The organism is Streptosporangium sp. NPDC049376 (genome assembly GCF_044466505.1).
Lineage (GTDB): Bacteria > Actinomycetota > Actinomycetes > Streptosporangiales > Streptosporangiaceae > Streptosporangium.
On sequence record NZ_JBITMT010000001.1, the window covers coordinates 677621 to 698137 of the forward strand.

At 71.9% G+C, this 20517-nt stretch carries 19 protein-coding genes; 15 read left to right on the plus strand and 4 right to left on the minus strand.

Annotated features, from left to right (window positions below; genetic code table 11):
• Positions 1 to 37 precede the first annotated feature (37 nt).
• Genes ACIBVQ_RS03095 through ACIBVQ_RS03110 form a run of 4 tightly spaced genes read left to right on the plus strand, consistent with a single transcriptional unit; the run spans position 38 to position 3743 of the window.
• A complete protein-coding gene (locus tag ACIBVQ_RS03095; protein ID WP_399175252.1) occupies positions 38 to 934 on the plus strand; it encodes an AAA family ATPase in 897 nt (298 codons plus the stop codon).
• 19 nt (positions 935 to 953) lie between these two features.
• Entirely contained in the window at positions 954 to 2069 is a 1116-nt protein-coding gene (locus tag ACIBVQ_RS03100; RefSeq protein WP_399175254.1) for a VWA domain-containing protein, read from the plus strand.
• Positions 2062 to 3168, plus strand: a complete 1107-nt coding sequence (locus ACIBVQ_RS03105; protein WP_352008980.1) for an XdhC/CoxI family protein — start codon at positions 2062 to 2064, stop codon at positions 3166 to 3168. Before ACIBVQ_RS03100 ends, ACIBVQ_RS03105 begins: the two co-directional genes overlap by 8 nt.
• Positions 3165 to 3743 carry a nucleotidyltransferase family protein gene (locus ACIBVQ_RS03110; RefSeq protein WP_362778585.1) on the plus strand — a complete coding sequence of 193 codons (579 nt, stop codon included), beginning with the start codon at positions 3165 to 3167 and terminating at the stop codon, positions 3741 to 3743. The genes ACIBVQ_RS03105 and ACIBVQ_RS03110 overlap by 4 nt, the downstream gene beginning before the upstream one ends.
• A gap of 2 nt (positions 3744 to 3745) precedes the next feature.
• Here ACIBVQ_RS03110 and ACIBVQ_RS03115 read toward each other — a convergent pair whose 3' ends face one another.
• Positions 3746 to 4648, minus strand: a complete 903-nt coding sequence (locus ACIBVQ_RS03115; protein ID WP_352008982.1) for an endonuclease/exonuclease/phosphatase family protein — start codon at positions 4646 to 4648, stop codon at positions 3746 to 3748.
• Positions 4649 to 4845: 197 nt separating this feature from the next.
• Between ACIBVQ_RS03115 and ACIBVQ_RS03120 the strand changes: the two genes are divergently transcribed.
• From ACIBVQ_RS03120 to ACIBVQ_RS03155, 8 genes are all read left to right on the plus strand, one after another.
• On the plus strand, positions 4846 to 5886 hold the full coding sequence (locus tag ACIBVQ_RS03120) for an LLM class F420-dependent oxidoreductase (RefSeq protein ID WP_399175257.1): 1041 nt from the start codon (positions 4846 to 4848) through the stop codon (positions 5884 to 5886).
• A 236-nt stretch (positions 5887 to 6122) separates the two neighbouring features.
• Positions 6123 to 7418 (plus strand): dicarboxylate/amino acid:cation symporter, encoded by a 1296-nt coding sequence (locus ACIBVQ_RS03125; RefSeq protein ID WP_399175259.1) that lies wholly within the window; start codon positions 6123 to 6125, stop codon positions 7416 to 7418.
• Positions 7419 to 7536: 118 nt separating this feature from the next.
• Positions 7537 to 8607 carry a M24 family metallopeptidase gene (locus ACIBVQ_RS03130; protein ID WP_399175261.1) on the plus strand — a complete coding sequence of 357 codons (1071 nt, stop codon included), beginning with the start codon at positions 7537 to 7539 and terminating at the stop codon, positions 8605 to 8607.
• Positions 8608 to 8633: 26 nt separating this feature from the next.
• Positions 8634 to 9194 (plus strand): elongation factor P, encoded by a 561-nt coding sequence (gene efp / locus ACIBVQ_RS03135; protein ID WP_352008986.1) that lies wholly within the window; start codon positions 8634 to 8636, stop codon positions 9192 to 9194.
• The gene (gene nusB / locus ACIBVQ_RS03140; RefSeq protein WP_352008987.1) at positions 9194 to 9604 is read left to right on the plus strand and encodes a transcription antitermination factor NusB; all 411 of its coding nucleotides are present in this window, start codon (positions 9194 to 9196) and stop codon (positions 9602 to 9604) included. The genes efp and nusB overlap by 1 nt, the downstream gene beginning before the upstream one ends.
• A 229-nt stretch (positions 9605 to 9833) precedes the next feature.
• The gene (locus tag ACIBVQ_RS03145) at positions 9834 to 10592 is read left to right on the plus strand and encodes a methyltransferase domain-containing protein (protein WP_352008988.1); all 759 of its coding nucleotides are present in this window, start codon (positions 9834 to 9836) and stop codon (positions 10590 to 10592) included.
• Positions 10593 to 10637: 45 nt separating this feature from the next.
• A complete protein-coding gene (locus tag ACIBVQ_RS03150; RefSeq protein ID WP_362778577.1) occupies positions 10638 to 11876 on the plus strand; it encodes a DNA polymerase IV in 1239 nt (412 codons plus the stop codon).
• A 147-nt stretch (positions 11877 to 12023) separates the two neighbouring features.
• Positions 12024 to 12422 carry a DUF3040 domain-containing protein gene (locus ACIBVQ_RS03155; RefSeq protein WP_352008990.1) on the plus strand — a complete coding sequence of 133 codons (399 nt, stop codon included), beginning with the start codon at positions 12024 to 12026 and terminating at the stop codon, positions 12420 to 12422.
• Positions 12423 to 12647: 225 nt separating this feature from the next.
• Here ACIBVQ_RS03155 and ACIBVQ_RS03160 read toward each other — a convergent pair whose 3' ends face one another.
• The 3 genes from ACIBVQ_RS03160 to ACIBVQ_RS03170 are packed head-to-tail and all read right to left on the minus strand — an operon-like array spanning position 12648 to position 17283.
• The gene (locus ACIBVQ_RS03160) at positions 12648 to 15056 is read right to left on the minus strand and encodes a transglutaminaseTgpA domain-containing protein (protein ID WP_399175264.1); all 2409 of its coding nucleotides are present in this window, start codon (positions 15054 to 15056) and stop codon (positions 12648 to 12650) included.
• Positions 15053 to 16309: a DUF58 domain-containing protein gene (locus tag ACIBVQ_RS03165; RefSeq protein ID WP_399175266.1), complete on the minus strand. Its 1257-nt coding sequence runs from the start codon at positions 16307 to 16309 to the stop codon at positions 15053 to 15055. Before ACIBVQ_RS03165 ends, ACIBVQ_RS03160 begins: the two co-directional genes overlap by 4 nt.
• On the minus strand, positions 16306 to 17283 hold the full coding sequence (locus ACIBVQ_RS03170) for a MoxR family ATPase (RefSeq protein WP_352008993.1): 978 nt from the start codon (positions 17281 to 17283) through the stop codon (positions 16306 to 16308). The genes ACIBVQ_RS03165 and ACIBVQ_RS03170 overlap by 4 nt, the downstream gene beginning before the upstream one ends.
• Before the next feature lie 509 nt (positions 17284 to 17792).
• On the opposite strand from ACIBVQ_RS03170, the gene mraZ reads away from it, so the two are divergent.
• From mraZ to ACIBVQ_RS03185, 3 genes are all read left to right on the plus strand, one after another.
• A complete protein-coding gene (gene mraZ, locus ACIBVQ_RS03175; protein WP_352008994.1) occupies positions 17793 to 18224 on the plus strand; it encodes a division/cell wall cluster transcriptional repressor MraZ in 432 nt (143 codons plus the stop codon).
• 226 nt (positions 18225 to 18450) lie between these two features.
• A complete protein-coding gene (rsmH, locus tag ACIBVQ_RS03180; RefSeq protein ID WP_386189973.1) occupies positions 18451 to 19443 on the plus strand; it encodes a 16S rRNA (cytosine(1402)-N(4))-methyltransferase RsmH in 993 nt (330 codons plus the stop codon).
• A gap of 70 nt (positions 19444 to 19513) precedes the next feature.
• Positions 19514 to 19987: a hypothetical protein gene (locus ACIBVQ_RS03185; protein WP_362916551.1), complete on the plus strand. Its 474-nt coding sequence runs from the start codon at positions 19514 to 19516 to the stop codon at positions 19985 to 19987.
• Positions 19988 to 20517 lie beyond the last annotated feature (530 nt).

Consider the following 20517-nt stretch of genomic DNA (forward strand, 5'->3'; position numbering starts at 1 on the left):
TGCCTCGTCAGCGGCCCCCGCGGCGTAGCCTGAGGTGGTGCTGAGGGGGACGGTCAAGATCTCTGACGTGGAGTCACCGGGACATCTGGGGGAACTCCTCGACCGGTGCGCCTACCTCGCGGACGAGGGGCTGTCCACGGCGGCGTTCCTGGCGCTGCGGATGGGCCGCCCGCTGCTGCTCGAAGGTGAGGCCGGGGTCGGCAAGACCGAGCTGGCCAGGACGCTCGCCACGGTGCTCGGCGCGCCGCTGATCAGGTTGCAGTGCTACGAGGGGCTCGACGGCCCCCAGGTGCTCTACGACTGGGACTTCGCCCGCCAGCTGCTGCACCTCAAGGCCGCGGAGGCGAGCGGGATCACCGACGCGGCGCGGCTTGAGGGGGAGGTCTACGACCGGCGCTTCCTGATCGCCAGGCCGTTGCTCAAGGCGGTGGAGACCCAGCCGAGCGTGCTGCTCGTCGACGAGGTCGACCGGGCCGACGTGGAGTTCGAGGCGATCCTGCTTGAGGTGCTGTCCGACTTCGCGATCTCCATCCCCGAGCTCGGCACGGTCCGGGCGCAGAGCCCGCCGGTCGTCGTGCTGACCTCCAACCGCACCCGCGAGCTGCACGACGCGCTGAGACGCCGCTGCCTCTACCACTGGCTCGAACACCCCTCCTTCGAGCGGGAGGTGACGATCCTGCTGCGCAGGCTCCCGGGCTGCTCCAGGACCCTGGCCGAGCAGGTGGCCGGGGCCGCGGGGCGGCTGCGCGAGGCCGGTCTGGTCAAGCCGCCCGGCGTCGCCGAGAGCCTCGACTGGGCCGAGGCACTGCTGACCCTGGGCGCCAGGGAGCTGGACCCCGGCCTGGCCGCGGCGACGCTGGGCGCCCTGCTCAAGCACCGTGAGGACCACGAGACGGTCCTCGGGAACGGATTCTTCGATGTCTCCCGTGGCTGAGGGCCCCCTGGAGGAGCCGGTGGACACAGTGGAGGACGCGGTGGAGGACGCGGGACGCGACCTGGTCGCGGTCATGACCGGGTTCGCCAGGACGCTGCGCGCCGCCGGGGTGCCCGCCGACCACGAGCGGACCCAGGCCCTGTTGCGCGCGCTGGCCGTCCTCGGCGCGGCCGCCCCGCGCGGGGTCTACTGGGCGGGCAGACTCACCCTGTGCGCCTGTCCCGACGACCTGCCCCGCTACGACCGTGTCTTCGACGCCTACTTCGGCGGCACGCGGGCACGTCCGGTTCCCCCGCCCACGGTCAACGTCACCCGGGGCGTCACGACCCTGACCGGCACCCGGGGACAGGCGGGGGACGGTGAGGAGCGGGCGGCGGCCGCCAGCCCGGCGGAGGTCCTGCGCAACAGGGACGTGGCCGCGATGACCGGTGCCGAGCTGGCCGAGGCACGGCGCCTGCTCGCCCTGCTGCGGGTGGATCGCGAGCGGCGCGGGTCACGACGGTTCGGCCCCTCCCGCAGGGGGCGCCTCGACGGCGGGGCGACGATCCGCGAGACCCTGCGGCACGGCGGCCAGACCGTACGGCTGCGCCACCGCGCCCACCGCACCAGGCCCCGCGGGGTCGTGCTGCTCGTCGACGTCAGCGGCTCCATGGCCCCCTACGCCGACACACTGCTGCGCCTGGGACACGCCCTGGTGCGCGCGGAGCCGAGGGCGACCGAGGTGTTCAGCGTGGGCACCCGCCTGACCAGGATCACCGCCGAGCTGCGCCCGCGCGACCCGGCGGCGGCGATGGAGGCCGTCTCCGCCGCCATTCCCGACTGGAACGGCGGAACCCGCCTCGGTGAGGAACTGCGGAGCCTCCTGCGGCTGCACGACGCGGCGGGCGCGACCGTCGTCATCGCCTCCGACGGGTGGGAGCGGGGCGACGCCTCGCTGCTCGGCGCGCAGATGGCCAGGCTGTCCAGGACCGCCCACCGGGTGATCTGGGTGAACCCGCACAAGGGGCAGGAGGGCTACCGCCCGCTCACCGCCGGGATGCGGGCGGCGCTGCCGTACGTGGACGACTTCGTGGCCGGGCACAGCCTGGCGGCCTTCGAGGCGCTGGCCCGGCTGTTGGGAGGGCGGAATGCGTGACATCCTCTCGCAGATCACGCGCTGGTGGGAGGCGGGTGAGACGTTCGGACTGGCGACCGTGGTCGAGACCTTCCGCAGCGCGCCCCGGCCACCGGGAGCCTCGATGGCCGTCCTCGGGGAGGAGGCGGCGGGCAGCGTGTCCGGTGGCTGCGTCGAAGGAGCCGTCTACGAGCTGGCCCGTGAGGTGGCCGCCTCGGGGACCCCGGTGCTGCGGCGCTACGGGGTGAGCGACGACGACGCCTTCTCCGTCGGGCTGACCTGCGGGGGGATTCTGGACGTCTTCGTCGAGCCGGTCTCGCGCGGGACGTTCCCCGAGCTGGGGGAGGTCGCCGCGGCGGTGCGGGAACACGAGCCGGTCGCGGTCGCGACCGTGCTGTCCGGCCCGGGCGCCGTCGGGGCCCGCCGGGTGGTCGGCCCTGAGCGCGCCTCCGGCTCGCTGGGCCCGGCCAGGCTGGACGACGCGGTCGACGACGACGCCCGCGGCATGCTCGCCCAGGGCCTCACCGGGATCCGCCGGTACGGCCCGCACGGTGAGCGGCGCCTCGACGACCTGGCGGTCTTCGTGCACTCCTTCGCCCCGCCGCCCAGGATGCTGGTCTTCGGCGCCATCGACTTCGCCGCCGCGGTCGCCAGGATCGGCAGGTTCCTCGGCTACCACGTGGTGGTGTGCGACGCGCGTCCCGTCTTCGCCACGGCCAGGCGCTTCCCCGAGGCCGACGAGGTGGTCGTCAAGTGGCCGCACGACTACCTCAGCTCGGTCACCGTGGACGAGCGGACCGTGATCTGCGTGCTCACCCACGACCCCCGCTTCGACGTCCCGCTGCTGGAGGTGGCGCTGCGCACCCCGGCGATCTACGTCGGGGCGATGGGCTCACGCCGTACGCACGAGGACCGGCTGGCGCGGCTGCGCGAGGCGGGCCTGGGGGAGGAGGAGCTCGGGCGGCTGCGCTCCCCGATCGGCCTCGATCTGGGCGCGCGGACACCGGAGGAGACCGCGGTCTCCATCGCCGCCGAGCTGATCCAGTTGCGCTGGGGCGGCTCGGGACGGCCGCTGAGCGACGGCTCGGGCCGCATCCACGCGCCCGGCCGCCGGACATGACGCGGGCGGCGAGCGCGGGGCTGCTGCTGGCCGCAGGCGGCGGTTCCCGGCTCGGCACCCCCAAGGCGCTGGTCGAGCTGGACGGTGAGCGGCTGGTCGACCGGGGGGTCAGGCTGCTGCGTGAGGGCGGCTGCCATCCCGTGGTCGTCGTGCTCGGGGCCGCGGACGCTCAGGTGCGCGGGGCGGTCGTCGTGCGCAACCCGGACTGGCGGAGCGGCATGGGCTCCTCACTCAGGACCGGCCTGGCGGCGCTTCCCGGTGACGCGGAGCGGGTGGTGATCGCCCTGGCCGACCAGCCGTCCATCGGGCCGCGGGCCGTGCTCCGGCTGGTCGAGGCCGCGCGCCTGGGGGCCTCCGTGGCCGTCGCGACCTACGCGGGCAGGCGGCGGAACCCGGTGCTGGTCGCCAGGGAGCACTTCGCCGAGGTCGCCGGGCTCGCGGCCGGTGACGTGGGCGCCAGGGCCTTCCTCAGGGCGCACCCCGAACTGGTCGTCGAGGTGCCCTGCGACGACGTGGGCGACCCGGCCGACATCGACACCCCCGGCGACCTGGCGGCCTGGCGACGGCGGGGCTGAGATCAGGGGGTCTCCCGGTGCAGCCGGAAGGAGGCGACGGCGGCGCGGTGGTCACTGCCCGCCGCGGCCTCGACGCCCGCGGTGGCCGCGGTGAGGCCCCGGTAGAGGATGTGGTCGGGCCTGGTCACGGGGAAGGAGGCGGGCCAGGTGAAGCCGAACCCGGTCCCGGCCTCCTGCTGGGCGTCCAGGAGCGGCGGCACCAGGCCGGAGCGCTTACGGTCGGTCGTGGCGGTGTTGAGGTCGCCGAGCAGGAGAAGGCGCCGGCTGCCGTCGCGCTCGACGAGCCTTCCCGCCTGGGTGAGGGTCTCGTCCCGCTGGGCGGTCTGGCCGGGACGGGCCGAGGCCAGGTGCATCACGTAGACGGTCAGCCTGCCCTTCGGCGTCTGGACGACCGCCCGCAGCGCCCTGGCCCAGCCGAGGCCGATGTCCACCCGGCGAGCCTGCAGGATCGGGAACCTGCTCCACAGGCCGACCGTGTTCACCTGGTAGCGGTGCGGGAAGCGGTTGTCGAGTTCCTTGGCCGCGGGACCTCCCTCGGTCAGCTCCTGCACGGCGACCAGGTCCCGTCCGCCGGAGACGGTCCGTACGGCCTGCGCCGAGTCGCCGTTGGCCGCCCCCACGTTGATCGTGGCGACCGAGACGTCGCTCGGGCCGCCGGGGACGGCGCGCAGCAGCGTGGGGCCGAACATGATCCCCCAGACGGTCGCGGGCAGCAGCGCGGCGACGATCACCGGCCACGACCGGGTGACCAGGGCGCCGAGCAGCAGGAAGGGGACGGTGACGCCGAGCCAGGGCAGCAGGCTCTCCAGCACCGGGGTGAACCCTCCCAGGTCGGGCAGGAGTCCGTGGCCGCCGAGAACGAGGGCGAGCGCCCCCGCAAGCACCATGATCGCCCGCCTCAGCACACCGCTCCTCGTCCGCGCCACCATCGCGGGCCGTCCACCCCCGCCCGCACGGGCCTCCCGAGCCCGAGACCCGTACGCTACCGGCCTCGTGCGGGCGGCGCGGGTCTTGGAGCGGGCCGGAGGGAGTCGATAGCCTTCTGGGCAGAGAGAACGGAATAACATTCGGTTCCTGTGGCGCGGGAAGGACGATCCTGACGATGCGTATCGGTATGGCCCTGAGTTACGCGGGGGGCTTCAAGGAGACCGTGGACGAGCTGGCCGACTACGAGAGGGCGGGGCTGGACATCGTCTTCGTCGCCGAGGCGTACAGCTTCGACGCGGTCAGCCAGATGGGCTACATCGCGGCCAGGACCGAGCGGCTGCAGATCGCCTCGGGCATCCTGCCCATCTACTCGCGCACCCCCGCCCTGCTGGCCATGACCGCGGCCGGCATGGACTACGTCTCGGGCGGCCGTTTCACCCTGGGCATCGGCGCCTCGGGGCCGCAGGTGATCGAGGGCTTCCACGGCGTGCCGTACACCGCGCCGCTCGGCCGCACGCGGGAGGTCGTCGAGATCTGCAGGCAGGTGTGGCGGCGCGAGCGCCTGGAGTACGAGGGAAGGCACTACACCCTTCCGCTGCCCGAGGGGGAGGGGACGGGGCTGGGCAAGTCGCTGAAGCTCATCAACCACCCCGTCCGCGAGCGCATCCCCATCGTGATCGCGGCCATCGGCCCGAAGAACGTCGAACTGTGCGCCGAGCTGGCCGAGGGCTGGGAGCCGATCTTCTACATGCCGGAGAAGGCCGCCGAGGTCTGGGGGGCCTCCCTGGCCGCGGGCGGGGCCAGGCGCGACCCCTCGCTGGGAGTCCTCGACGTCATCGCCCAGGCCCCGCTGGCCATCGGCGACGACGTGTCGGGCCTGGTCGACCTCGGACGTCCCGTCGCGGCCCTCTACATCGGCGGCATGGGCGCCAAGGGCAGGAACTTCTACAACGACCTGGCCCGCCGCTACGGCTACGAGAAGGAGGCCGAGGAGATCCAGGACCTCTACCTCGCGGGCAAGAAGGAGGAGGCGGCCGCGCTGGTCCCCAGGGAACTGCTTGAGGCCGTCTCGCTGATCGGGCCGGAGGGTCATGTGCGCGACCGCCTGCAGGCGATGCGCGACTCCGGCGTCACGACCGTCAACGTCACCCCGCTCGGCCGTACCCACGCCGAGCGCGTCCGGCTCGTCGAGAAGGTCGGGGAACTCGCCTCCTGAGCCCTGCCCGGGCCTTCTCTGGCCGGGGAGAACGTGATACTGATCACAGGTATAGATGAAATTTCCTACCAGAATAGGTGGTTTCACGCCCTGTGAGGTTCTCCCCGGTGACCCCTCTGCTCGTCGGGCGGCCGTATGTGGATCTGTGCCGCCTGAACGGCCAGCTCTGTCACTGAACGCATTTCCCGCTCCCCTCCCGCCCCGCGCGGGCACGTTCTCACGTCGGAGTCGCGTTCATGAAGAAAGTCTCCTTCTCCCTGCAGTTGCTGCTCGGCCTGGTGGCCGGTGCCGCACTCGGCTTCCTCGCCCGCGCGGGCGAGATCGCCTGGCTGACCACCGCCCTGACCGAGGTCGGCAGGCTCTTCGTCCAGCTCCTCAAACTCGCCGTCCCGCCGCTCGTCCTCACCGCGGTCGTGGTCAGTGTCGCCAACCTGCGCAACGTCGGCGGAGCCGCCAGGCTCGCGGGCAAGACACTGCTGTGGTTCCTGGTCACCTCGCTGATCGCGGTGGTCATCGGCCTCGGCCTCGGCCTGGTCATCAACCCCGGCGAGGGCGTCACGATCTCCACCGCCGGGGCCAAGGCCCCCGACCTCGACGGAACGGGGACCTGGCTCGACTTCGTGACCGGGATCATCCCGACCAACGTCGTCACGGCCTTCACCGAGCTCAACGTCCTGCAGATCGTCTTCATCGGGGTCGTCCTCGGCGCGGCGGCCCTGGCGGTCGGCGAGGCGGCCGAGCCGTTCCTCGTCCTCAGCCGCTCGGTGCTCGAACTGGTGCAGAAGGCCCTGTGGTGGGTCATCAGACTGGCCCCGATCGGCACCGCGGGCCTGATCGGCAAGTCCGTCGCCGCCTACGGATGGGACCTGCTGGCCCCGCTGGCCAAGCTCGGAGCGGGCGTCTACATCGGCTGCCTGCTGGTGCTGCTGGTGAGCTACCCGCTGCTGCTCGCCCTCGTCGGCCGGGTCAGCCCGCTGACCTTCTACCGCAACGCCTGGCCCGCGATCGAGCTGGCCTTCGTCTCCCGCTCCTCGATCGGGACCCTGCCGCTGACCCAGCGGGTCACCGTCGAACGCCTGGGCGTCGACCGCGACTACGCCTCCTTCGCGGTGCCCTTCGGGGCGACCACCAAGATGGACGGCTGCGCCGCGATCTATCCCGCCCTCGCCGCGATCTTCGTGGCCCAGGTGTACGACGTCCCGCTCGGCCTCGGCCAGTACCTGCTGATCGCGTTCGTCTCGGTGGTCGGCTCCGCCGCGACCGCGGGCCTGACCGGCGCGGTCGTGATGCTCACCCTCACCCTGAGCACGCTCGGCCTGCCCCTTGAGGGCGTCGGCCTGCTCCTGGCCGTCGACCCGATCCTCGACATGATCCGTACGGCGACGAACGTGGCCGGGCAGATCGTGGTGCCCGTGCTCGTCGCCCGTTCCGAGGGCCGTCTCGACGAGGCGGTGCTGAACGCCCCGCCGCTGCCCCTGGACGAGACGTCCGCCAGACCGCTGGTCACCGGGGGCGCCCCCGCCCCCGCCTGACGCCCCGAGGTGGCGGGCGGCACCTGCGGCCCGCCACCGCCTCTCCCGCCCGCCGCCGCCCAAGGTGTGGCGGGCGGGGGTGGAGACAGGGGCGGAGGAGGTCAATAGCATGCGAGGCATGACCGCCACCCACGCCACGCGCCGTACGCGTCTGGCGGAGCTGCTGCCCGCCCACGACGTGGACGCCGTCCTGGTCACCCGGGGGGTGAACGTGCGCTACCTGACCGGCCTGGCGAGCTCGAACGCCGCGGTGCTGGTCACGGCGGACGGCACCGCCACGCTGGCCACCGACTCCCGCTACACGGAGACCGCCAGGCGCCTGTGCCCGGATGTCGAGGTGCGCCAGGAACGCGACGTCGCGGGAAGCCTGGTCGCGACGGCGGCGGGCCGGGTCGGCGTCGAGGCGCACCACATGTCCGTGGCCGACTACTTCCGTCTCGGCGGGGACCTGCCGCGGCTGAGCGGGCTGGTCGAGTCGGTGCGCAGGGTCAAGGACGAGGAGGAGATCGACCTCATCCGCACCGCCTGCGCGCTCACCGACCAGGCCTTCGGCGACGTGCTGCCCAGGCTGCGGCCCGGAGTGACCGAACGGGAGGTCGCCAGGGCGCTGGAGACCCGGATGATCGAGCTGGGCGCGGACAAGCCCGCCTTCGACTCGATCGTCGCCTCGGGCACGAACGGCTCGATCCCGCACCACTCGCCCTCGGAGCGTCCCCTGCAACGGGGAGACCTCGTGACCATGGACTTCGGGGCGCTGTACGACGGCTACCACGCCGACATGACCAGGACCGTGGCGATCGGGGAGCCCGCCGCCTGGCAGCGGGAGCTCTACGACCTGGTCAGGGCCGCCCAGCGGGCCGGCCGCCACGCCGTACGGCCGGGCGCGCTCACCCACGAGGTGGACGCCGCGGCCCGCGACCTGATCACCGCGGCCGGGCACGGTGAGCGCTTCGGGCACGGCCTGGGACACGGCGTCGGGCTGGAGATCCACGAGGTGCCGTTCCTGGCTCCGCCGAAGCCAGACAGTGATGCCGGGCACGCTAGACTAGAGGATCGAGTTCCGGTCACCGTCGAGCCTGGTGTCTACCTGCCGGGTATGGGCGGCGTCCGCATCGAGGACACGCTCGTGACGCGTGATGCCGGACCGGAGCTTCTCACACGGACGACCAAAGAGCTGCTTGTCCTTTAAAGAGCGGCCGTACGCAGGAGAAACTAGTGGCGACGACGAACGACCTCAAGAACGGCCTGGTGCTCAAGCTCGACGGCGGTGAGCTCTGGACGGTTGTGGAGTTCCAGCACGTCAAGCCCGGCAAGGGCGGTGCGTTCGTCCGCACCAAGCTGAAGAACATCAAGTCGGGCAAGGTCGTCGACAGGACCTTCAACGCGGGCGTCAAGGTCGAGGTGGCCAACGTCGACAAGCGCGAGATGCAGTTCTCCTACATGGACGGCGAAGAGTTCGTCTTCATGGACACCGAGACCTACGACATGCTCAACGTCTCCCGGGTGGCCGTCGGCGACAGCGCCAACTACCTGCTGGAGAACATGCTCGCCACCGTCGCGGTCAACGAGGGCAACGTGCTCTACGTCGAGCTGCCCGCGGCCGTCGACCTGATCATCGCCGAGACCGAGCCGGGCCTGCAGGGCGACCGCTCCACCGGCGGCACCAAGCCCGCCAAGCTGGAGACCGGCGCCGAGATCAAGGTGCCGCTGTTCATCACGACCGGTGAGAAGGTCAAGGTCGACACCCGCACCGGCGAATACCTCGGCCGCGCCTGATGTCCGCACGGGGTAAGGCGCGCAGGCGCGCGCTGGACATCCTCTTCGAGGCCGAGGCGCGCAGCCAGGACCCGCTCGCGGTTCTGGCCGAGCGTCTCGAAAGGGCGGAGCCGCCCGTCAACGAGTACACCGCGACCATCGTCGAGGGCGTGTGCAGGCACCGCGCGCGCATCGACGAGCTGATCACCACCTACGCCGAGGGATGGACGCTCGACCGCATGCCCGCGGTCGACCGCAACCTCCTGCGCGGCGGCACCTACGAGCTGCTGTGGATGCCCGACGTGCCCGAGGGCGTCGTCATCAGCGAGTGGGTCGGGCTGGCCTCCGAGCTGTCGACCGACGAGTCCCCGCAGTTCGTCAACGGCCTCATGGCCCGGTTCAAGCAGCTCAAGCCGTCCCTGGCGCTGTAGGTCACATCCGTGGGGAGGACCTCTCTCCGGTCCTCTCCATGGACGCGCCCGCGGGAGCCGTGAACGGACCTTTCCGCTCCGGCCTCCTGAACCACGCGGCCCCGGTCCGAACTCCTTCCGCGCCGGGGAAAGAGCAGATCGAGCCCGGCCCCGGTTCCTCCCCGGACGGCACCGGGTACGGCCCGGCGTAGGCTGGGGCTCGTACCGCGAAAGAGGAGGCGATCTTAAGTTGCGCGCCGTAGGCATCTCACGCCCGTCGGCCACTCCGGCGGTCCGCACCGCCGTCGTGTGGGACGTGTTGCGGGCAGTGCTCGCCGACCGGGTGGCCGCGACCGGCAGGGATCGGCTCGACATCGTCGACGCCGGAGGGGGCACGGGCGGCTTCGCCGTACCGCTGGCCGGGCTCGGGCACGCCGTCACCGTCGTCGATCCCAGCCCCGACTCGCTGGCCGCGCTCGAACGCCGGGCCGCAGAGGCCGGGGTCGGCGTTCGCGCCCTGCAGGGGGACGCGGCCGACCTGAAGGAGATCCTCCCCACGGACGGGGCGGACCTGGTGCTGTGCCACAGCGTCCTGGAGTACGTCGAGGACCCGGCGGGCGCCCTGGGCGCCATCGCGGGCCTGCTGCGCGAGGGGGGCGCCATCAGCGTGCTGGCCGCCAATCCGCTCGCCGCGGCCCTGCATCGTTCCATCGCGGGCCGGTTCGAGGAGGCACTGCAGGTCCTGGACGACCCGCAGGGGCGCTGGGGCGACCGCGACCCCACGCCGCGGCGGTTCACCCGCGAGACCCTGGCCGTGCTCCTGTCCGCCGCCGGGCTCACCCCCGGTGAGGTCCACGGTGTGCGGATCTTCGCCGACCTGGTGCCCAGCCGCCTGCTGGACGGGGAGCCGGGGGCCGCGCGCGCCCTGGTGGCCCTCGAACAGGCCGCCGCGGCCCACCCCGTGCTCAGGGACATCGCCACCCAGCTCCACGTCCTCGGCAGAAAGTGAGTTCTCGCCGAACGTGTGTTCCCATGTGTCTCGTACAATGGCCTCGTGTCGAGGAAACAGCAGGTGCCGCGTCCGGTCTCGGCGCTGGGCACGGACGACACCGGTTGTCCGATCCTCCACGTCGACATGGACGCCTTCTTCGCCAGCGTCGAGTTGCGTGAACGCCCCGAACTGCGCGGCCTGCCCGTCATCGTGGGCGCCCCCGGCCCGCGGGGGGTGGTGCTCAGCGCCACCTACGAGGCCAGGCGGTTCGGGGTGCACTCGGCCATGCCCATGATCCGCGCCCGGCGCCTGTGCCCCAGGGCCGTGATCATCCCGCCGAGCCGGGGAAAGTACTCCGAGGTCTCCAGGGGCGTCATGGAGATCTTCCGGACCTTCACCCCCGAGGTCGAGCCGATCGCCTCCGACGAGGCCTTCATGGACGTCGGCGGAGCGCGCAGAAGGCTCGGCCCGCCCGCCGCGATCGCCGCCATGATCCGTGAACGGGTCGCCGGTGAGCACGGGATCACCTGCTCCGTCGGGGTCGCCAACAGCAAGTTCGTGGCCAAGCTCGCCTCACAGCACTGCAAGCCGGACGGCCTGATGGTCGTCCCCGCGGACCAGGTCGTCGACTTCCTCCACCCGCTGCCCATCGCGGCGCTGTGGGGCGTGGGGGAGCGCACCGAGCGCTCCCTGGCGCGCCTGGGCGTCAGGACGGTCGGCGACCTCGCCAGGATCCCCGTCGAGACCCTCCAGCACGAGCTCGGCCAGGCCGTGGGAACCCACCTGGCGGCGCTGGCCTGGGGCCGTGACGAGCGCCGGGTCACCCCGCACACGCCGGACAAGAGCATCGGCGCCGAGGAGACATTCGCCACAGACGTCGACGACCCGGAGCGGATCCACCGGGAGCTGCTGCGCCTGTCGGAGCGGGTCGCGGCCAGGCTCAGACAGGCCGGTCACGCGGGCCGCACGGTCAGCGTCAAGCTCCGCAGGGCCGACTTCACCACCATCTCCAGGTCCCGCACCCTCAGAGAGCCGACCGACGTCGCCCGCGTCCTGTACGCCACGGCCCGCGACCTCTACGGCGCCTCCGGCCTGCTGGGAGTGCGGTTGCGCCTGGTCGGGGTGCGGGTCGAGAACCTCGTGCCGGCGGCCGGGGTGACCAGGCAACTCGGCCTGGGGGAGCGCGAGACGGGCTGGCGGGAGGCCGAGCAGGCGATGGACAGGGCGGCCCGCAGGTTCGGTCAGGATGCGGTGCTCCCGGCGTCGCTTGTTCGCCCGTCGTTTGGTGAAATAGATCTATGACACCGCCTCCGGTTTGGACTACGTTGGACGTTTTCTTTCGTCTACGTCTACAGCCTCGTATTCTGGGGATAACCGACCGCGAGGTTCGGACACCCCGTGTCGTCCGTCACCGTCTTCCCCGTACTGGGGCTGTCCTTGGGAGGCGCCGTGCCGCTCTCTGAGCACGAGCAGCGCTTGCTCGACCAGATCGAGCAGGCCCTCTACGCCGAGGACCCGAAGTGGGCCAATACCGTAAGGATCAGTGATCCACGCAGCCATTACAAGCGCCGCCTGGTGAAGGCCTCCATCGGCTTCGTCCTGGGCGTCGTCCTGTTGATGGTCGGCGTCGTGAACTACATCCCGCTCGGAGTCGGCGGTTTCGTGGTCATGCTCGCCGCGTGTCTGTGGGGTCTGTCCAGCTGGAAGCGCATGAACGGCTTCGGTGAGACCTCAGGGGCCGGCGGCCCCTCCCGCCAGACGGGCAGGGCGGGCCGCAGGAGTGGTCCCAAACCGAGTTTCATGGAGCGGATGGAGGAGCGCTGGCGCCGTCGTAACGACGAGCGCTGAGCCTCTCCCCGCACCCTCTGGGACGGCACGCCCTCGGGGCACGGAGTCCGGCCGGGTCCCGTGCCGGCTGGACCGTGCCACCTGGGTCATGCCGTCCGGACGTCTCCCCGAACCGTCCCCCGTGACCGCCTCCCTGCGACCGGTCCCCGGCCGGTGCCGCCGAACGGACCACGCCCGCGCCCGGGTCTGTCCGGACGCGGGCGTGTGGGCGCTCCGCGGTGGGGGTCAGGCCTTCCTGCCGGTGAGGCGGAGGTTCTCCAGCCGGTCGAAGACGTCCAGCAGACGTGTGCCCAGGGTCCGCATCCCGGTCAGCGTCGAGGGCGGCAGCAGCACCGCGCGGATCCTCCTGCCCCGGGGCGCGGAGGCCGCCAGCGCCCGCCGTACCACGCGCAGGTCCTCACGCGGGGAGCCGGTCTCGCCGGGGGTCCTGGCGAAGAGCATCCGCTCGGCCGAGGCGGCGATCCGCGTCACGGCGGCCTCCGCGTCCGCGTCGAACCCGTGCTGGGCGCTCAGCCGTACGGCCAGTGCCCTGGGGGTCTCACTGGGCGCGCGGGACACCCCGTAGTCGTACAGCGTGTCACCGAGCTCCGCCCAGACGGCCGTCGTCGCCTGCTTCCACAGTCCCGTCCTGACCGTGACGGTTCCCGGCGCCTCCGCCAGAACGACGGCCGGTCGTGCCGCGCGGGAGCAGATCCGGCGGCGGTGCCCGCGCAGCCGCAGCCGCAGCATCGCCGGGATCAGCACGATGAACGCCACGGCCGCGACACCGAGGCCGATCCTGACCGCGAGAGGGGTCTCCTCCTCGACCACGATGGGCCCGCTGCCGCCGTAGTCGAGCTCGGGCCTGCGGTTGCGGGGGTTGCTCGCCGACCCGTTGGCCAGGTCGGAGGAGCCGGAACCGATCGCGGGAGCGGCCGAAGGCTGGTCGCCGGGCTCGTTCGCCGCCCGCGCGCGGCTGTAGGAGGGAACCGTGGCGCTGCCCTGCCCGGTGAGACCGGTGGGGGTCGGCTCGAAGCGCAGCCACCCCGTCCCCTCGAAGTAGAGCTCGGGCCAGGCGTGGGAGTCGTGCGTGCCCACCTGCCAGTGGTCGCCGACCCTGCTGCCGCCGGTGTAGCCGACGGCCACCCTGGCCGGGATGTGGAGCACCCTGGCCAGCACCGCCATCGCGGCGGCGAACTGCTCGCAGTATCCGGCCTTGTTGCGGATCAGAAAGTCCGTCAGCGCCTGCCCGCCGTGTCCCTGAGCGGCCAGGGTGTAGACGAAGCCGCCCTTGCTGGTGAAGAACTCCTGCAGCCGGACCGCCCGGTCGTAGGGGGTCCTCGCGTCCCTGGTCTCCCTCGCCGCCAGTTCCTTGACCTCCCTGGGCAGGTCCCTGGGCAGCTGCAGGTAACGGTCGGTGATCTGCTGGGGCGCGGCCGCGGCCGACCTCAGCCTCTCCGCGGTCGGCCTGGGCTCGTCGCTGACGACCGTGTAGGTCATCCCCTCCGCGGTGTCCTCGGTGGAGAAGACCATCAGGGAGTCACGGTCCGGCCGCCAGTCGCCCTCGATCCCGATGCGGCTCGGCGGGTACGGCAGCGGCAGGAACTCCAGCCCCTTGAGGGTCTTGCTCACCGTGATCCTGGTCGTCACGGTCGCGACGGGCGTCTCACGGCTCTGACCGGGAGGCGGGGGCAGCGGCCCGCGTGAGATCCGGTCCTCGGGAAGGCCGCTGGGCCCCGCCATCGTCCACTGCTGGCCGTCGAAGATGTCCAGCGAGTACATCCGCAGGTAGCGCGGCAGGTTGTCACTGGTGGTGTAGCTGAGGACGTCGGCGTTGGCCGGCAGCGACAGCGAACCCCGCAGGCCGACGATCGGGTTGGAGATGCTGATCGAGTTGTTGCCCTTCCCCCTGCCGTTGCCGACGCCGAAGCCGAACAGCGGGGAGGGTTCGAGTGTGGGCAGCAGCGCGGGCAGCAGGACGGCCAGCACCACCGCGGTGAGCCCGATGCGCTTGCCGGACAGGCGCAGCGGGCCGACGTCGGCGACGGTCCGCGCCGTCACCGAGGCACGGCGCACCAGTACGGCCCTGCCCCAGTGACCCACGCGTTCCCTGCCGTCGGCGACCAGCAGCCCGAGGTAGCCGGCGGCCGCGACGATGAACGCGGGCCAGCTGACCGGCTCGGTCGCCACCGCGGCGGGGACGGTGAACAGCGCCAGCAGCGGCAGCCCGCACAGCGCCGCCCTGCGCGCGCGGGAGGCGAGCAGGTCCACCAGGACGGCGATCAGGGCGACGCCCCCGCAGGTCAGCAGGGTGATGGAGGTCGTCGCGGGCACGGGCGCCGCGAAGCGCTGGATGTCGGCGAAGCCGGCGACCAGCATCCTGGCCAGCGCGACGACCGACTCCCTGGTCGGGACGACCCTGCCCCACGCCTTCTCCGGGGTGAAGACGGCCGTCAGATAGATCCAGATAGCGACGACCTGGCCGAGCGGCGCCAGCCAGCCCGGCAGGCTGTAGCGGCTGGCCGGTACGCCGACCGCCGTCACGACGACGACGGCCCCCAGGCTCGCCCAGAACCAGGCGCCCCCCTGGAAGAGGGGGTAGAGCGAGACGGTGACCGCCATGGTCGCCGCGCCCGCCGCGATCGGAAGTCTCATGAGCCGCCCCCACTGAGTACGAATCGCCCGCCCTGCGCCGCCTTCGGCCACACGTTCGCGATCGTCGCGCCAGAGGGCAGTGGCACGACACGCCATCCGGCCCCGGCCAGCACGGCCTGGGCCGCCTGGTGGCCCGCATCCTCGCCGAGTTCCGGCCGTTCCCAGCCGGCGACGTCCAGCAGCACGGCGACCCCGGTCATGTTGCCGTGCCTGAGCCGGGCCAGTTCCCGGGCCTGCTCGGCGTCGACCGTGCCGAGCACGGCGACGATCAGGCCCTCGCCGCCGCCCTGCCGAAGAGCGGCCACGCCGTACTCCAGGGAGCGGGCGGAACTGGTGCGCATCTCGGCGAGGGTGTCGAGCAGCGCCCAGCTCAGCCCGGTCTCCGGAAGCCGTTCCGCGCCCTGGTCGGTGACCAGGCGCAGGCCGAGCCCCTCGTGCGCCAGATGGAGCCCGATGGAGGCCGCGGCGGAGACCGCGACCTCGAAGGAGGAGCGGGGTCCCTCACCCCGGTGGGCGTACCTGCGGGTGTCCAGCAGCAGCGCGCCCCTGCTCTGCCACTGCTGCTCCTCACGCCGCACCATCAGCTCGCCGTACCTGGCGGTCGAGCGCCAGTGAACCCGCCGCAGGTCGTCGCCCTGCCGGTACTCGCGCGGCGCGACGTCGTCGTCACCGGCCGCCGCCACACTCCTGGTACGGCTCTCGCCCCCGCCCGCGAGCTCCCCGGAGAGGCGGACCCGGGGCAGCGGGACGACCTGGGGCGTCACCACGAGCGTGTCGCTGATGGTGAAGGACCTGGTCAGCTCGACGAGGCCGAACGGGTCGGTGATCCGCACGGTGAGCGGGCCGATGCCGAACCGGCCGCGCAGGTCGGACCTGACCCGGTAGTCGATCTCGCGGATTCCCAGCGCCTCCACCCGGTCCAGGACGAACCTTGGACGGGCGCCCAGGGCGTACGGGACGGTGTCCTCGATCATCAGCAGACCGGTGGGCAGCCGGGTGACGTTCTCCAGGCGCAGCGTCACGGTGGTCTCGCCGCCGACCGGGACCCGGGGCGGGTCAAGGCGGCGCGCGCAGCTCAGCCGGTAGCGGGTGCGGCTGACCACCATCGCCGCGAGCAGCGGCAGCGAGATGATCAGCACCCCGATCCTGAGCAGGTCGTGCTCGCCGAGGAAGAAGGCGCACAGCAGCGCCGCGGCGCCGGAGGCGAGAAATGACCAGCCGCGGGCGGTGAGCGCTCTGAGGCCCGAGGTCACTTCGTCTGGACCTCGGGCACGGGCACCCGGCGAACCAGGTCTGCCACCACCTGCTCCGGCATGCGGCGCTGCCCCTGGGCCTCGACACTGGGCAGCAGCCGGTGCGCCAGCACCGGGACGCACAGGTCCTGCAGGTCGTCGGGAATGACGTAGTCACGCCCGGCCAGCGCGGCGTGCGCCCTGGCCGCCCTGACCAGCTGCAGGGTCGAGCGCGGGGAGGCGCCCAGCCGCAGCTCGGGGCTCTGCCGGGTCGCGGTCACCAGGTCGACGGCGTACTTCTTGATCGGCTGCGAGACGTAGACCGCGCGCACCGCCTCGATGAGCGCCCGCACCTCCGCGGTCGTGGCGACCGGCTCCAGCTTGTCCAGCGGCGAGGCCGCCCCGTGAACGTCGAGCATCTCCAGCTCGGCGCCGGGTTCGGGGTAGCCCATCGCGATCCTGGCGGTGAAGCGGTCGCGCTGCGCCTCGGGGAGGGGGTAGGTGCCCTCCATCTCGATGGGGTTCTGCGTCGCGATCACCATGAAGGGGCTCTCCAGCGCGTAGGTCGCGCCGTCCACGGTGACCTGGTGCTCCTCCATGCATTCGAGCAGCGCGGACTGCGTCTTCGGCGAGGCGCGGTTGATCTCGTCCCCGACCACGATGCTGGCGAAGACCGGGCCGGGCTTGAACTCGAACTCCCGGGTCTGCTGGTTGTAGGCGCTGACCCCCGTGATGTCACTTGGCAGCAGGTCGGGGGTGAACTGGATACGGCGGACCGGACAGTCGATGGAACGGGCCAGGGCCTTGGCGAGCATCGTCTTGCCGACACCGGGCACGTCCTCGATGAGGAGGTGCCCTTCCGCGAGGAGAACGGTCAAGGTCAGGCGGACGGCGTCCCCCTTGCCCTCGATCACCGACTCGATCGCCTGGCGGATGCGATGCGCCGTGACGACCAGATCATCGAGCCGAGGTGAGATGTCATGGGTTACTGCCACCAGGCCTCCATGAAGCTGCGGCGGTTTCACGCCGGGGGTTGGTATTTGGGGGTCTTTATAGGCCCTTTTCCATTGTGCGTACCGACACTACGACGCCCGAGGTTCCAGAGCGACTCTATGTGGGTATTAGGGCTGTTTCCGGGTGGACAGCCACAGTGTGTGAGCTGAGCGTTCTGTTCGTGTGGAGGACGTGTCCGGATCTTGTGACGGGCCGTGGGGCAAGGCCTTCCGGCGGTCGCGCGCTCCACTTTCCCTCTGCGGTGCCGCCGATTGGTTCATTCCTCGATTGTCCGACTATCGCTTACCTTCTCGACACGCCCGTGACATACCGGAGGCGCCTTGCCCCTCCACTCCGCTCCACCTGTTCTGAGCTGGGAAAATGGCGGCGAAACCCGTCGTTAAGAGCCGCGGAATCAGTTGACGGTGGAGAGAAGTGGAGTATGGTGGTGCGCAGTGGAGGGCAGGGGCCACAGCGCCAGGTGCTCCGCTAGGCACGGGAGGTGAGGCCGATGTTCCTCGGCACCCACTACCCGCGCCTCGATGACAAGGGACGGCTGTTCCTGCCGGCGAAGTACCGTGAGGAGCTGGCGGAGGGTCTGGTGATCACCAAAGGCCAGGAGCGCTGCCTCTACGTTTTCCCCGTAGAGGAGTTCCAGCGCATAACCGAGGCTCTGCGCACAGCGCCGGTGACCGCCAAGGCGGTCCGTGACTACAGCCGCGTCTTCTTCGCGAGCGCCTCCGACGAGGTCGCCGACAAACAGGGTCGGGTCACCGTCCCGCAGGCCCTGCGCGACTACGCCGGACTCAGCCGTGACTGCGCCGTCATCGGCGCCAACACCCGGCTGGAGATCTGGGACGCCCAGGCCTGGGACAAGTACCTGGCCGACCAGGAACAGGCATTCTCCGACCTGTCGGAGGAGGTGCTGCCAGGGATTCTGTGACTGCACGGTCGACTCATCGGTGAAAACGTCGTTCGGCGAGGTCTCCACCCGCAACCACATGTTCGTCAGCTGATGCACCTTCCCCGGTGTCAGGTGGCGACGGAAAGCGGGTGCGGATGGGGACCTGGCCGGACGGCCCCCGGGGGTGGGAGCCAGGAGAAAGACACCGATGGGCGTCCGCCGCGTGACCGCGCGGGAGACGCGGCGAGAGGGGGGTTGGCGCTTCATGCGCGCCGAAGACGACAAGAGGGATTCCCAGGGCCGGGGCGGCCATGTTCCCGTGATGCTCGACCGGGTGCTTGAGCTGCTGGCGCCCGCGCTCTCCGGACCCGGCGCCGTCGTGGTCGACGCCAACCTCGGCCTCGGCGGTCACGCGGAGGCACTGCTCGCGGCCCACCCCGCGCTGCACCTGGTCGGAATCGACCGGGACCCCACCGCCATCGAACGCTCCACCGCCAGGCTCGCGCCGTACGCCGACAGGATCACGCTGGTCAAGGCCGTCTCCGACGAGCTGGCCGAAGTGCTGGCCGACCTCGGGCGCCCCCGGGTCAACGGGGTGCTGTTCGACCTGGGTGTCTCCTCTCCTCAGCTCGACGAGGCCGAGCGCGGCTTCGCCTACTCCTACGACGCGCCGCTGGACATGCGGATGGACGGGGGGCAGGAGCTGACCGCGGAGATCGTGGTCAACACCTACCCGATCCCCGAGCTGATCCGGATTCTCCGGGATTACGGCGAGGAGCGATTCGCCCCGCGTGTCGCGCACCTAATCGGCAAGGAACGGGCCAAGGAGGCCATAACGTCGACTAAGCGGCTTGCGGAGATTGTCCGTGAGGCCATCCCCGCCGCCACTCGACGAACCGGGGGCAACCCCGCCAAAAGGACCTTCCAAGCGTTGCGGATCGAGGTGAACGCGGAGTTGACGGCACTGGAACGCGCCCTCCCCGCGTCGCTCGACGCGCTGACGCTCGGCGGGCGCGTGGTCGTGCTCGCCTACCACTCCCTTGAGGACCGGCTGACCAAACGGGTCCTCGCGGCGCGGACCAAGGAGACGGGCCCTCCAGGGCTGCCCGTCCCGCTGCCGGCTCACCAGCCGCGGTTCGCCCTCCTGACAAGGGGAGCCGAGCTCCCGAGCGAAGAGGAGGTCGCCCGCAACCCGCGGGCCGCCTCCGCCCGGTGCCGGGCGGCAGAGAGGATTCGTGAGGCAGTTGACGAGGAGTGAGCAAGACGTCCGCCGCGGTGCACCGGTCCGCGGCGGGCGGCCCACGCGCGTTCCCCGCACGATGCCCCAGGTGCGCAGGACGCGTCCGTCCAGGAACGTTCCCGCGACGGCAGCGGCGGGGGCGGCCAAACCGTCCGCGGCCCGCGGGCGGAAGGCGCCGCGCACGCCGTTCGTGCTGCTCGTCATCGGCCTGCTCTGCGGTGGCCTGGTCAGCCTCCAGCTGCTGAACACGATCCTCAACCAGGACTCCTTCAGGGCCACCGAGCTGCGTAACGGCAACAACCAGCTCCGCCAGAAGAAGGAGTCGCTCAAGCACCAGAACGCCCTGATGGACACCCCGGAGTGGCTCGCGGGCAACGCCGAGAAGCAGGGACTCGAACCCGACTGGGACAACCCGAACGTCATGGTCCCCGGCCGCCCCACTCCGGGAACGCCCAAGGAGGGCGCCCCGGTGGGGGCCGCGGGGGAGAGCCCCGTGGGCGCCGCCGGAAACGACGGCCAGACGCCCGCGGGGCAGGAGCGAGCGCCGGGCACGGGCCGGTGAGAGAGGCCGGCGGGCGGGGTCCGAGACCCGGCAGAGGCGGCTCGGGCGGCGGTTCCGCCGGAAACCCGGGCCGCAGGGGACCGGGCGGGCCGGGCCGTACCGGCAGACCCTCGGGCCAGGACGGCGCGGGGAAGCCGGGGCCGCAGGGCCGCCCTCCCCGCCAGGACGGGCAGGATGAGCCCGGCCGCCCCCGGCGCCCGGAGGGACAGGGCGGCCACGACGGCGGCAGGCAGCAGGGCTCAGGACGGCCAGGCGCCCCCGGCCGTAAGGACGGTACGGGCAGGCCACGCCCCGACGGCTCGACCGGCAGGCCGGGCGGTACGGCACGGCAGGGCGGGCAGGGAGCCCAGGGCGGCTCCGGCAGGCAGGGCCGCCCGGAGGGCGCATCGGGCAGGCCGGGTGTTCCCGGTAAGCAGGGCGGTTCCAAGGGCGCTTCCCCGAACAGGGGCACCGGGTCCCAGCCGGCGGGCAGGCCGCGTCAGGAACGGCCGGCGGCCGGCCGGGGCGGACCTCAGAGTGGGTCTGCGGGC